Here is a 13,567-nt window from a genome sequence, read left to right as displayed (position 1 = left end):
TATAACACCTGTGTTGTAACGCGAGAGAGCCAGCTTTTTTAGCTAGAAAAACAATTTGAGACTATCGTCATATTTGAAGAAGATTCTCTGAGCAAATGGCTTTCTTTTTTTTACTAGAAAGCGCTATAATAAGGTTAAGTTAATAAAGGATGATTGTCTAAGATTCGGAGAGACTACAAAAGCGAACAGGTATCGCTTCATTTGTAGTCTCTTTTTTGTTTTATATCCTACAAAATGGCGAAAGTGTTTAACCGCCTTAATTTAGTGGAAAAGTAGCAAAGAAGAGGATGACAATAGTCCAATTTGGAGGGGGCAAATTTAACATGGTACAATTATTTTCAGCATTTGATCGAGAAACAATTGCTAAAAAACTAGAAGACAATACATACGACATGGTTGTTGTTGGAGGTGGAATTACAGGAGCAGGTGTTGCACTTGATGCCATTTCAAGAGGGCTATCTGTGGCTTTAGTTGAAATGAATGATTTCGCAAGCGGAACTTCTAGTCGTTCAACAAAGCTAGTTCATGGCGGACTTCGCTATTTACAGCAATTTGAAATAAAAGAAGTAGCAGAATTAGGGAGAGAGCGTGCGATCGTTTATGAAAATGGACCACATGTTACAACACCTGAAAGGATGATGTTGCCATTTCATAAAGGCGGTAGCATGGGTAAAAGGACAGCTAGTTTTGGTATCAATTTATACGATCATTTAGCAGGTGTTAAAAAAAGTGAACGACGTCAAATTTTAAATCCAAAACAAACGCTTGCTAAAAATCCTTTCATTAAAAAAGCCGGGTTAAAAGGTTCAGGTTACTATGTTGAGTACAAAACAGATGATGCTAGGCTCACCATTGAAGTCATGAAAAAAGCCGTTGAACTTGGTGCCCAAGCGATTAATTATACAAGGGCAGAAAACTTCTTATATGATAGTAAAAAAGTAAGCGGCGTTACTGTAACAGACCTCATTACGGGTAAAGCTTATGATATTAAAGGTAGAAGAGTCGTCAATGCAGCGGGACCTTGGGTAGATAAAGTGCGGAAACTAGATAACACAGCTGGAAATAAGCATTTACGGCTTACAAAAGGCGTCCATTTAGTCATTGATAAAAAAAGATTCCCCATGGAGCAAGCTGTTTATTTTGACACAGAAGATGGTCGCATGGTTTTTGCAATCCCGCGTGGTAAAAAAGTTTATGTTGGGACGACAGATACCTTCTATGATGAAGATCCAATTAATCCAAAAGCACTTGAATCCGATCACAATTATGTTATTAAAGCCATTAATTATATGTTTCCAGATATTAAAATTACAGAAAAAGATATTGAGTCAAGCTGGGCTGGCGTCCGTCCCCTTATTTATGAAGAAGGAAAAGACCCATCAGAAATTTCACGAAAAGATGAAGTATGGATTTCTGAGAGTAATCTAATTACAATGGCTGGAGGAAAATTAACAGGATACCGTAGAATGGCTGAAAAATTACTTGATAAAGTTGTGAAAAGTTTAAGCAAGGAAACCGGTAAAAAATATAAACCAGTGCAAACCAAACATTTACCGATTTCTGGTGGAGACATTGGAGGTTCTAAACATTTAGATTCATTTATTGATAAAAAAGCGAAGGAAGGAAATCATCGTTTTGGTTGGACAATTGAAGAAGGTCGCGAGCTAGCAAAACGTTTTGGCACAAATATTGATCAACTCTTTACGTATGCACAAGAACATAAGGAAAAAGGGAATAGTCAATTACCAAATCGTTTGTACGCCGAGCTCCACTACTCGATTTATTATGAGTCAACCATTCATCCAGTTGATTTCTTATTGCGTCGAACAGGCTATTTATTGTTCGACATGCCATATCTACTACAGTGGAAGGACGCTGTTTTGGAAGAAATGAATAATCTATTCCAGTGGGATGAAGAAACGAAAGCAAAGCTAGAACAAGAATTACAAACACAAATTGATGATGCACGTGAACCAGCCGATTGGCATGATCGTAAGCCATTTTCTGAGAATGAAAAAGAAGCGAATTAAAAGATTATGGAATATCACATGATTCAGCTATATAGAGCGTAGTTTTTACATTTTTGAACATGACAATCAAGCGAAGGCGTTTGTATTAAAGAAGTTTGCCAGAAGCCGGAAATAGAGCGTACGATTGTACGCGAGAGCCGGGAGTTTGGTAAACTTCTTTCATGCGAATTGCGACCACTTGCCATCGATTTATTTTACGTATATCAAAAAAAGCTCTTTTTATTTTTTTCATTCCGTAGTCATGATCTAGTGTTTTTGCCATGTTAGCAGGATGGGAAATGCTTTTAGACGTGTGATCAAATTGTTTTTAATAAATTTCTATTTTCATTCTGTCACTTTCATGATAAATTAGTAGTAGACGAAAAGGAGGGTTTTTTTTGAATAAAATTCCTGTTGTCGTCCTTCTCGGCCCAACAGCGGTCGGGAAAACTGCTTTAAGTGTGCTTCTTGCCAAAACGTTTCATGCTGAAGTTATTAGTGGGGATTCAATGCAAGTATACCGTGGCCTTGATATTGGTACTGCTAAAATCACTACAGAAGAAATGCAACAAGTGCCTCACCATTTAATTGATATTTTAGATCCTAAAGATGCCTACACAGCAGCAAAATTTAAAAGCGATGCAGTAAAGCTTATTCATGACATTGCAGAACGCGGTTATCTACCAATGATTGTTGGTGGGACAGGCCTTTATATTCAATCTGTCTTTTATGATTACGCTTTTGGCGGTGTAAAAGAGGATCCAGCTTATCGAAAAAAACTGGAAGCGCGCTCAGAAGAAGAGCTTTGGCTTGAACTTAAACGGCTTGACCCTGCAAGTTCTAAAGTGATCCATCCAAACAATAAGCGCAGAGTGATTCGAGCCCTTGGCGTTATCCAGCAGACAAAGCAACCATTTAGCGCTTATCAAACGCACTTGACGCTAGGAGAGCAATTTACGCCTTGTTTTATTGGTTTAAATTTGCCACGTGAAAAGTTGTACGCTCGGATTAATCAGCGTGTTGACATGATGTTAGAACTAGGACTATTAGCAGAAGCGGAAAAACTATTTCATATGCAGCTTCTAAATGCACCGGCAACTCGTGGCATCGGTTATAAAGAATTGTTTCTTTATTTTGAAGGTAAGTTAACCCTTGAAGAAGCGACTGAACAAATGAAGAAAAATTCGCGTCATTTTGCTAAAAGACAATTAACTTGGTTCCGAAATCGAATGGATGTAACTTGGATTGAAGCAGAGCAACCAGAAACTTTACAAACAGCAAAGCAGGTTATAAAAGAATTTTTACAGCTGGATGACCGTTTACGGTTTTAGTCATCCAAAATCGGGGTAAGAGTTAGAGAGCATAGTGCTTATATAGTTTTTCACTACTCTAACTGGGAGTAAGATGATAAAGAGAGATGGGAGAGAAGTTAGATGAAACAAGGTGGGCAAGCTTTACAAGATCAATATTTAAACCAACTTAGAAAAGAGAAAAATCCAACAACCGTTTTTTTGACAAATGGTTTTCAATTGCGTGGACGTGTCGTTAGCTTTGATAGTTTTACTGTGTTGCTTGATGTCGAAGGAAAGCAGCAGCTTGTTTTTAAACATGCGATTTCAACATTTTCGCCGCAAAAAAATGTAGCTTTAAATCAAGAATAAGAAACGATCCAAGAAGGGCAGGCATTGATCCTGCTTTTTTTGTGTATGAAGGGATTTTATGATGGAAAAAGAGCGTGTTATTTTAGTTGGCGTGATTTTACCAAAAACAGAAGAATCACAATTTCAATATTCAATGCTTGAGTTGAGACGATTAGTCGATACCGCTCATGGAGTGGTCGTCCAAACATTAACGCAAAAAATTGAACGAGTCAATCGTGCCAGTTTTATTGGATCAGGTAAACTAGAAGAACTGGCGACACTTGTTGAAATGGAAGAGGCAGATACCGTCATTTTTAATGGCGAATTAAGTGCTACGCAAATTCGAAACCTAGATCAGACGCTTGGTGTTAAAATCATCGATCGGACGCAACTTATTTTAGATATTTTTGCGATGCGTGCTAAAAGTCGTGCGGGAAAACTTCAAGTTAGCTATGCCCAAGCTAAATATCTTCTTCCACGTTTAGCAGGCCAGGGCGTTACACTTTCAAGGCTTGGTGGCGGTATTGGTACAAGAGGTCCAGGTGAAAGTAAGCTAGAGCTTGATCGACGTTTTTTAAGACGTAATATGAATGAAATAAAAAAACAACTTATTGAACTAGAAAATCATCGCAGTCGTTTACTTAAAAGAAGAGTAGAACAGAAACCATTTCGCTTTGCTTTAATTGGGTATACCAATGCTGGCAAGTCAACCATATTTAACCGCCTATCATTAGCCGCAGTTTTACAAGAAAATCAGTTGTTTGCGACACTTGATCCAACAACACGCAAGGTGAAGCTAGACGGTGGTTTAGAGGTGCTTTTAACGGATACAGTAGGTTTCATTCAAGATTTACCAACCACTTTGATTGAGGCTTTTAAATCGACGCTTGAAGAAAGCCGTGAAGCAGATTGCCTGCTTCACATTGTGGATAGTTCTAATCCTGATTATGTTAGTCATGAAAAAACGGTCTATGCCATTTTAGCTGAACTAGAAATGGGCCATATTCCTTGTGTGACAATTTATAATAAAATAGATAAGAAAACCGCGAGTTTTACACCAGATCAACCCTATTTTGAAGAAATTTCTGCTGTTAGCGAGGCGGCGCCGAAATATTTAAAACAAATGATGGAAAATCAAGTTCGTAAAGTCTGGAAACCTTATTATGTAGAAATAAAGGCAACAGAGGGCAAAACTTTAGCAAAATATAAAGCGGAAACTTTAATAGATGAGTTATCGTTTGATGAAACAACTGAAAGCTATCACCTTCGTGGCTTTTACTCAGGAAAGGACAAATTAGAATGAACATAGCAGAAAAGCGAGCACGCGTTGAGCAAAAAATCGCTAAGCTAAATCAAGAAACAGATCTCATCGCTGAAAAAAACCAAGCAAAGGTACTTAAGAGTTTTAATAAAAATAAAGTAAGTGATTTTCATTTTAACCCTTCAACAGGATATGGATATGATGATGAGGGCCGTGATACATTAGAGCGTGTCTATGCTGATGTTTTTCACACAGAACATGCGCTTGTTAGGCCACAATTAATTTCTGGAACGCACGCCATTAGTACGGTTTTATTTGGTGTTTTGCGCCCAGGAGATGAGCTTCTTTATATCACGGGCGCTCCTTATGATACGCTTGAAGCGATTGTTGGAATACGTGGAGATGGGCATGGCTCGCTTAAAGAATTTAATATTGGTTACCAATCTGTTCCTTTAAAAAATAATGAAGTTGATTTTGAACGTGTAAGTGAAAAAATGACACAAAAAACAAAAATGATTGGAATCCAACGTTCAAAAGGGTACGCTAGCCGCAAATCTTTTACAGTTGAACAGATTGAAGAAATGGTTTGTTTTGTCAAAAAAATCAATCCTCATGTGATTGTATTTGTAGATAATTGTTACGGTGAATTTGTAGAGGAAAAAGAGCCAACTGATGTGGGTGCAGATATTATGGCTGGTTCACTTATTAAAAATCCAGGTGGTGGCTTGGCTAAAATTGGAGGATATATTGCAGGAACCCATGAGTTGATCAAGCTTTGTGGTTACCGTTTAATAACGCCTGGAATTGGTATGGAAGCCGGGGCCTCACTTTATAGTCTACTTGAGATGTATCAAGGTTTCTTTTTGGCGCCACATGTAACGGCTCAAGCTGTTAAAGGAGCACGTTTTACAGCAGCTTTACTTTCAGAATTTGGGATCGTAAGCACGCCGGCATGGAGTGATCAGCGCACAGATTTAATTCAAAGTATTACTTTTGAGGATGAGAAAAAAATGGTCGCCTTTGCTCAAGAAATTCAAGCAGCATCTCCTGTAAATGCCCATGTTTTGCCAGTAGGTGCTTACATGCCAGGGTACGCCGATGATGTGATTATGGCAGCAGGGACGTTCATTCAGGGCGCTAGCTTAGAATTAACAGCAGATGGCCCTATCCGTCCACCTTACGAACTGTATGTCCAAGGTGGTTTAACGTATGAACATGTTAAAATAGCCATTACACAAGCTGTTTGCAGATTGATTGAAAAAAAACTTTTACCTTAAAATGGAGCGAGTCTTTATCACCATCTTTTTTAGTTGTTTTTTACTAAAAAGATGGTGAAATTGTTTTATGTTAGATAATGTAACATAAATTTGACAAAACTTCTTACATATATTAAAATGCAAGTATTATCAAAACATATGGGGGAAAAATGCTATGAGTGAGAAGGAAATTCGGCGGAATATGCCTCTTTTTCCAATAGGGCCCGTAATGAAGCTAACCGATTTGACGGCTAGACAAATACGCTATTACGAAGACCAAGGTTTAATTCATCCCACTCGAAACAAGGGAAATCATCGCCACTATTCTTTGCAAGATATTGACACATTACTTGAAATAAAAGACTATCTAGATGATGGGCTGAATATTGCCGGGATTAAAAAAATGTATCAGCTAAAAGAAAAAGAACAAAAATCTTTGTTAACTGATGAAGATGTTCGAAAAATCTTGCGTGCAGAAATGCAGCAAGCTGGCCGTTTCATCAGACGTGATCAGACAGGAAAGCAACAGTTACCTAAACTTTAGATATTTACTTTTTTAAGTTAATATAAAAATTAATTTTAGGAGGGTTTTATTATGGCAAATTATACGAAAGAAGATATTTTTCACTTTGCAGAAAAACAAAATGTTAAATTTATTCGACTGCAATTTACGGACATTTTAGGTGTTATCAAAAATGTTGAAATTCCAATTAGTCAGTTAAAAAAAGCCTTGGATAACAAAATCATGTTTGATGGTTCATCCATTGAAGGTTTTGTGCGTATTGAGGAATCAGATATGTACTTGTTTCCTGATTTAAACACATGGGTTGTTTTCCCATGGACTGCCGAAAAAGGAAAAGTTGCACGTATGATTTGTGACATTTACAATCCTGATATGACACCATTCCTTGGCGATCCAAGAATGAATTTGAAACAGGTTTTAGCAGAGATGCGAGAGCTTGGTTTTACTGATTTTAATTTAGGACCTGAGCCAGAATTTTTCCTCTTTAAATTGGATGAAAATCGTAAGCCAACGCTTGAATTAAATGATTCAGGTGGCTACTTTGATTTAGCACCAACAGATTTAGGAGAAAATTGTCGTCGTGATATCGTGCTTGAGCTAGAGGAAATGGGCTTTGAAATTGAGGCTTCCCATCATGAGGTAGCTCCAGGTCAGCATGAAATTGATTTTAAATATGCAGATGCCGTAACCGCTTGTGACCATATCCAAACATTTAAGCTCGTAGTAAAAACGATCGCTCGTAAACACGGTTTGCATGCTACGTTTATGCCAAAACCTTTATTTGGAGTCAATGGTTCTGGTATGCACTTTAATATGTCTTTATTTGATGAAAAAGGAAATGCTTTTTTTGATAAAAAAGGCAAACTTGAACTTAGTACAACAGCTTATCAATTTTTAGCTGGAATGATCAAACATGCAAAGGGTTATACGGCGATTACAAATCCAACCATTAATTCTTATAAGCGCTTGGTACCTGGTTATGAAGCACCTTGTTACATAGCTTGGAGCGGTAAAAATCGTAGCCCGCTTATTCGTGTTCCTAGTTCCCGTGGATTAAGTACACGCCTTGAGTTAAGGAGCGTTGATCCCACGGCCAATCCATATCTCGCGATGGCTGTTCTTCTTAAATCAGGTCTCGATGGGATTAAAAATAAGCTAACACCACCGACACCAGTAGATCGTAATATTTATGGTATGAATGAAGAGGAACGCCATGAAAATGGGATTTATGATCTACCTGAGAATCTGAGTTGCGCACTTACTGAACTGGAAAAAGATGATATTGTGTGTGAGGCGCTTGGCGATCACCTTTTTGAACACTTTGTTGAGGCAAAAACGATTGAATGTGATATGTTTAGAACAGCTGTCCATCCATGGGAGCGAGAGCAGTATTTAGAAATTTATTAATTTGTGCTATAAATAACGATAAGCCCTTTGGTTTACGAGTTTTGATGATAACTCGTAAATCAAAGGGCTTATGCATGATACTCTATAGCTGAATGTGATATAAAACGTGTTCTTGCAAAGAAGATATGGGATCAACTTGCGGATGAAAAAAAGTTTTTTCATAGCTTAAACCAACTTTTTCCATAACACGTATGGAAGATTTGTTTAGTTTAGCAGTCAAGCTATAAAGTTCTTTTAAATCAGTTTTTGTTTTAGCAAACTGAATAACTGCGAGTGCTGCTTCGGTTGCTAAGCCTTGATTCCAATGTGAGCGAGCAAGCCGCCAACTAATTTCTGTTGCAGGCGTGAAGTCCATTTGAAAGGTTATCTGATGTAAACCAGTAAAGCCAATGAATTGGTCGTTTTCTTTCATACGGATAGCAAAAAGACCATAACCAACTGTATCGATTTCTTTTTGGATTGCACAAATTTGTGCAAGGCTTTCCGCATGAGTTAACGTGTTTGGGAAATAGCGCATGATCTCTTTATCGCTATTCATCGCTGAAAAATGCGGTAAATCAGCTTCAGTATAGCTTGTTGCCAGAAGACGCTTAGTTTCAAAATAAATCATTTTTGAGTTTACCTTTCTACAAATAAGTGGGTAGCTTCTTCAGCGAAAGAAGCTACCCACTTATTTGTTTTCATTAATAAACGTCACGGAACAAACCGATGACTTTGCCTAAAATAGAGACTTGACTTAAAATAATGGGCTCCATTGTATCATTTTCCGGCTGTAGCCGAAAATGATCTTTTTCTTTAAAGAAACGTTTGCAGGTGGCTTCGTTTTCGTCTGTCATCGCAACAACAATATCGCCGTTATTTGCATTTGATTGCTTGCGGACAATGACTTTATCACCATCAAGGATTCCAGCATTAATCATGCTTTCACCGGCAATTTCCAGCATAAAAATATCTGATTCACCAGCTGCCATGTATTCTGGTAATGGAAAATATTCATCAATATTTTCAACAGCTGTAATTGGCATCCCAGCTGTGACTTTCCCGATGATTGGGATGTTTACAACAGGTGGTGTAGGTGCTTCCTCTTCTAAAGCCAAAATTTCAATGGCACGAGGTTTGGTCGGATTGCGGCGAATTAAGCCTTTTCCCTCTAGACGAGCAAGATGACCATGGACGGTTGAGCTCGATGCAAGTCCTACCGCTTCACCAATTTCACGGACGGATGGCGGATAGCCTTTTGTTTTAACTTCGGATTTTATAAAATCATAAATATTTTGTTGGCGTTTGGATAATTTCATGCTTTCACCCCGTTATTTTTAATTCAGTATAACCTGTTTCAAGTATAGCAAATGTTTTCTGCATATGCAAACAAAGGTTCGATTTTTTTATTGACATTTAGGAACAAACGTTCTATACTAATAAAAAGCGAACGTATATTCTTTTGGAGGGATGAAAATGGTGCTTAAAACAATGTGGAATAAATATTATGCAACAATAATTTTTACAGTAGGTTGTTTAGCGATGGGATTAGTTGTTTTACTGTTAAATATTTCAAATAATGGTACGGATTATACAAAAATAGCAGTGGCAAATGGGGAGTCTGTATGGCAAATTGCTGAAAATTATGCAGAACAAACCAATATGGATAAAGTAGCTTTTGTTAAATGGGTAGAACAAGAAAATAACCTTATTGATGGCCAAGTTAGAGAAGGAGAAGACCTCGTTATTCCTGTGAGAAGTAATATACAACAAAATAAATCAACCATTCAATTAGCAAACAAGTAACCTTCTGACTTTATTTTCTTTCTGAAATTCGTTAAAATGATTCATGAAAGGGATGAAGTAAATGAAATCATTATTTAGTGAATTTAAAGCATTTATTGCAAAAGGAAATGCACTTGGAATGGCTATAGGGATCGTTATTGGTTCGGCTTTTACTTCGATTGTTAATTCATTAGTCAATGATATTCTTATGCCCCCACTTGGTCTACTTATTGGGAATGTGGATTTTAGCAACTTATTTGTCAGCCTTAATGGGAAGAGCTACTCATCTTTAAAGGCCGCTCAATCAGCTGGGGCTCCGACCATTAATTATGGTATGTTTTTGAATAATTTAATCAGCTTTGTCATCATTGCTTTTGCAGTATTTATATTGGTCAAATTAGTCACAAAATATATCATGGCTCTTGAACCAAAAGCACCAGCGACAAAAACTTGTCCATACTGTCAATCTGGTATACCCGAAGCGGCAACAAAGTGTCCCAATTGTACATCAGATCTACCAGCAGAAGAAGTAACGATTGAAAGCTAGTCAAACTTGGTATTCGGTAAGAAAGTATCCATCGGTGCTTTCTTATTTTATTATATGGATAAGGGTGATTTTTTATGTTGGAAAAAGCAAAAATAGAAAGAATCAATGAGCTATCAAGAAAGAAAAAAGCAGGTACATTAACAGCGGAAGAAAAAATAGAGCAAGAAAAGCTTAGAAAAGAATATATAGCATCCTTCAGAAATCACATGGAGTCAACACTTCAAAACACAACCATCGTTGATCCGCATGGCCAGGATGTTACGCCTCATAAGATTAAAAAAATGCGAAATAAAAAACATTAAATGAATAGAAACACTTATATTTCAAGCTTTTTAGTAGTATTTTTTCTATTTTAAGATTAAGATAAGTATATCTAATATTTTTAAAAGAGAGGATGTTTTTTTTGTTCGATAAAATGGATCAATTAGCTATTAATACGATCAGAACTCTATCAATTGACGCGGTGCAAAAAGCAAATTCTGGTCATCCTGGTTTACCTATGGGAGCTGCTCCAATGGCTTATGCACTTTGGTCACGTGTTTTAAACACGAATCCTGCCCATTCTAAGTGGTTTAATCGTGATCGGTTTATATTATCAGCTGGTCATGGTTCAATGTTGCTTTATAGTTTATTACATTTAAGTGGGTTTAAACTGAGTTTAGATGACATTAAGAATTTTCGGCAGTGGAATAGTTTAACACCAGGGCATCCGGAATATTTACATACAGATGGTGTTGACGTAACAACAGGGCCTCTTGGCCAAGGAATTGCAATGGCTGTTGGTATGGCAATGGCTGAACGTCATTTAGAAGGGCTTTATAATCAAGAAGATTTTGCGATTGTTGATCACTATACATATGTTTTATGTGGTGATGGAGACTTAATGGAAGGCGTCGCATCTGAGGCTGCATCTTTAGCTGGTCATGAAAAGCTAGGTAAGCTAGTTTTACTCTATGATTCAAATGATATTTCTCTTGATGGAGATCTTAATAAATCATTTTCTGAAAACGTTAAAGGCCGTTTTGAAAGCTATGGATGGGAACATTTATTAGTCAAAGATGGCAATGATACAGCAGAAATTTTAGCTGCGATTGAAAAAGCCAAACAAAATACAACACAACCGACCATGATTGAGGTTAAAACGGTCATTGGTTTTGGTTCACCAAATGCTGGTACAAGTAAAGTTCACGGAGCACCTTTAGGCGAAGAAGGTGTGAAAGTAGCAAAAGAAGTTTATGGTTGGGAATACAAAGAACCTTTTTATGTTCCACAAAAGGTTTATGATCGCTTTAAGGAAAGAGTAGCCGATCGTGGAGCAAAACGAGAACAAGAATGGAACCAACTGTTCACAAAATATAAAGAAAAATTCCCTAAATTAGGAAAGCAACTTGAAGAGAGCATAAAGAATCAACTTCCTGCGAATTGGGATAAAAAACTACCAGTATATGGTGCAGATGATTCCCTTGCTACGCGAGCTTCCAGTGGTGAAGTGATTAATGCCCTAGCTGAACAAGTTCCAACATTGTTTGGAGGCTCAGCTGACCTTGCTGGTTCTAATAACACGACAATTAAATCAGATAAACAGTTTACAAAAGATGCAAAAAAAGAACGTAATATCTGGTTTGGCGTTCGAGAATTTGCTATGGGAGCAGCTCTTAACGGAATGGCTCTTCATGGCGGGCTAAAAGTATATGGTGGTACATTCTTCGTCTTTTCTGATTACATGAGACCTTCCATTCGTCTTGCTGCGATTCAGCATTTACCAGTTACGTACGTGCTTACGCATGACAGTATTGCTGTTGGAGAAGATGGACCAACACATGAACCGGTAGAGCAATTAGCTTCTCTTAGGGCAATGCCTGGACTTTCTGTGATTCGCCCTGCTGATGGAAATGAAGTGGTTGCAGCTTGGAAGTTAGCGATTCAATCAACAGACCTGCCTCATGCTTTAGTTTTAACACGGCAAGGGCTACCAACACTTCCAAATTCTGCTAAACTTGCAGATGAAGGTGTAAGTAAAGGCGCTTATGTTCTTTCTCCTGCAGATAAAGAGACACCTGATCTTCTTCTTTTAGCTAGTGGATCAGAAGTCAACTTAGCAGTAAAAGCACAATCTAAATTAAAAGAAAGTGGCATTTCTGCTTCTGTTGTTAGTATGCCGTCATTTGACCTTTTTGCTAAACAAAGTGATGAATACAAAGAAAGTGTGCTTCCAAGCGCAGTTAAAAAACGGGTGGCTATCGAAATGGCTGCAAGCTTCGGATGGGAACGTTATGTTGGTACAGACGGAAAAATTATTGGCATTGATAAATTTGGTGCGTCTGCTCCTGGTGACACAATTATTGAAAATTACGGATTTACAGTAGAAAATGTGGTTTCTATTGTAAAATCACTACTATAGTGTAAAAACACATATTATAATGTGTCAGACTGTAGACAAAGTAAATAAAAAACTTTGTTTACAGTCTTTTTTAATTTATAATAAAATGGTATTTCCGCACAGTTTCTTCAATATACGTAAACCCAAATATACGCATTGTTTTTGAAAAGTTATGAGACGGTCGAGAGATTGAATTTAACAAATTTAATTAACTTTTTAATATAAATCAATAACTAAATATATAAAACTTACATTTATATATTTAACGTTTATGACAAAAAACGGCTCATTTATTATATTTTTCGTTTTTGTATCCGGTTTTATGCTATGATGAAAGCGTAAATCATTATAATTAAAAAGGAGAGTTTAAGTGGTGGCTTAATAAGTAAAGTCAATAGTTCTCAATCTTCTGTTGTCTATAATCACAATCCTATAGTACAATTATCTCTAAAGAATCGAACACAGTATATTTCTCACGACAAACAAGCTTATGCTCGTGCTAAGTATAGTTTCAGAGTCGGCCCTATAAAAGGATTATCAACACAAGCAGGTATTGAAGCGGTATCTGTTGCTGGAAATAGATTCGGTAATCTTAGTTATACAAACGCTTGGAAGGAGCATTAATAATGAATAAAAATGAGAGTGTTTTAAAAGTTAGTTATACTCAAATTATTTGTTTCTTAATCTTATCATTTGTTTTGCCGTTTCTCGGAATCATTTTTGCTATCTTACTTTTTACTTAGCAATACCAGAGATTCAATAAATCTCTAAGATTTTTGA

The 13,567-nt window shown here is 37.0% G+C and carries 13 protein-coding genes; 11 read left to right on the top strand and 2 right to left on the bottom strand.

Translation table 11 applies throughout. The features are described from left to right. Nucleotides 1–323 precede the first annotated feature (323 nt). The 7 genes from G6Q10_RS04725 (at nucleotide 324) to glnA (ending at nucleotide 8,096) form a co-directional block, all read left to right on the top strand. Nucleotides 324–2,030, top strand: a complete 1,707-nt coding sequence (locus tag G6Q10_RS04725; protein WP_163653514.1) for a glycerol-3-phosphate dehydrogenase/oxidase — start codon at nucleotides 324–326, stop codon at nucleotides 2,028–2,030. 377 nt (nucleotides 2,031–2,407) lie between these two features. Further along, complete coding sequence (gene miaA / locus G6Q10_RS04720) at nucleotides 2,408–3,340, top strand: tRNA (adenosine(37)-N6)-dimethylallyltransferase MiaA (protein ID WP_163653511.1); 933 nt, start codon at nucleotides 2,408–2,410, stop codon at nucleotides 3,338–3,340. 102 nt (nucleotides 3,341–3,442) lie between these two features. After that, on the top strand, nucleotides 3,443–3,670 hold the full coding sequence (hfq, locus tag G6Q10_RS04715) for an RNA chaperone Hfq (protein WP_163653507.1): 228 nt from the start codon (nucleotides 3,443–3,445) through the stop codon (nucleotides 3,668–3,670). 61 nt (nucleotides 3,671–3,731) lie between these two features. Then, on the top strand, nucleotides 3,732–4,952 hold the full coding sequence (gene hflX, locus G6Q10_RS04710) for a GTPase HflX (protein ID WP_163655741.1): 1,221 nt from the start codon (nucleotides 3,732–3,734) through the stop codon (nucleotides 4,950–4,952). Then, a complete protein-coding gene (locus G6Q10_RS04705; RefSeq protein ID WP_163653504.1) occupies nucleotides 4,949–6,187 on the top strand; it encodes a methionine gamma-lyase family protein in 1,239 nt (412 codons plus the stop codon). The genes hflX and G6Q10_RS04705 overlap by 4 nt, the downstream gene beginning before the upstream one ends. Before the next feature lie 154 nt (nucleotides 6,188–6,341). Further along, entirely contained in the window at nucleotides 6,342–6,710 is a 369-nt protein-coding gene (locus tag G6Q10_RS04700; protein ID WP_163653502.1) for a MerR family transcriptional regulator, read from the top strand. A 51-nt stretch (nucleotides 6,711–6,761) separates the two neighbouring features. Next, nucleotides 6,762–8,096: a type I glutamate--ammonia ligase gene (glnA, locus tag G6Q10_RS04695; RefSeq protein ID WP_163653499.1), complete on the top strand. Its 1,335-nt coding sequence runs from the start codon at nucleotides 6,762–6,764 to the stop codon at nucleotides 8,094–8,096. 82 nt (nucleotides 8,097–8,178) lie between these two features. Here the strand turns inward: glnA and G6Q10_RS04690 are convergent, their stop codons facing one another. Beyond that, a complete protein-coding gene (locus G6Q10_RS04690; RefSeq protein ID WP_163653497.1) occupies nucleotides 8,179–8,706 on the bottom strand; it encodes a GNAT family N-acetyltransferase in 528 nt (175 codons plus the stop codon). Between the two features lie 73 nt (nucleotides 8,707–8,779). Further along, a complete protein-coding gene (gene lexA, locus G6Q10_RS04685; protein ID WP_163653496.1) occupies nucleotides 8,780–9,394 on the bottom strand; it encodes a transcriptional repressor LexA in 615 nt (204 codons plus the stop codon). A gap of 157 nt (nucleotides 9,395–9,551) precedes the next feature. Here lexA and G6Q10_RS04680 point away from each other — a divergent pair, with 157 nt between their 5' ends. The 4 genes from G6Q10_RS04680 to tkt all read left to right on the top strand — a co-directional run bounded on the left by G6Q10_RS04680 (nucleotide 9,552) and on the right by tkt (nucleotide 12,808). Continuing rightward, nucleotides 9,552–9,881, top strand: coding sequence for a cell division suppressor protein YneA (locus G6Q10_RS04680; RefSeq protein ID WP_163653494.1), 330 nt, complete (start codon nucleotides 9,552–9,554; stop codon nucleotides 9,879–9,881). Nucleotides 9,882–9,942: 61 nt separating this feature from the next. Next, complete coding sequence (gene mscL / locus G6Q10_RS04675) at nucleotides 9,943–10,407, top strand: large conductance mechanosensitive channel protein MscL (RefSeq protein ID WP_163653492.1); 465 nt, start codon at nucleotides 9,943–9,945, stop codon at nucleotides 10,405–10,407. 74 nt (nucleotides 10,408–10,481) lie between these two features. Continuing rightward, on the top strand, nucleotides 10,482–10,709 hold the full coding sequence (locus G6Q10_RS04670; RefSeq protein WP_163653490.1) for a DUF896 domain-containing protein: 228 nt from the start codon (nucleotides 10,482–10,484) through the stop codon (nucleotides 10,707–10,709). Between the two features lie 101 nt (nucleotides 10,710–10,810). After that, nucleotides 10,811–12,808, top strand: coding sequence for a transketolase (tkt, locus tag G6Q10_RS04665; RefSeq protein ID WP_163653488.1), 1,998 nt, complete (start codon nucleotides 10,811–10,813; stop codon nucleotides 12,806–12,808). Nucleotides 12,809–13,567: the final 759 nt, after the last annotated feature.

The sequence above is a fragment of the Listeria sp. PSOL-1 genome (genome assembly GCF_902806445.1).
In the GTDB taxonomy this organism is placed as follows: domain Bacteria; phylum Bacillota; class Bacilli; order Lactobacillales; family Listeriaceae; genus Listeria.
Note: the sequence above shows the minus strand (reverse complement) of the source record. Positions and strands in the feature narration are given on the sequence as shown.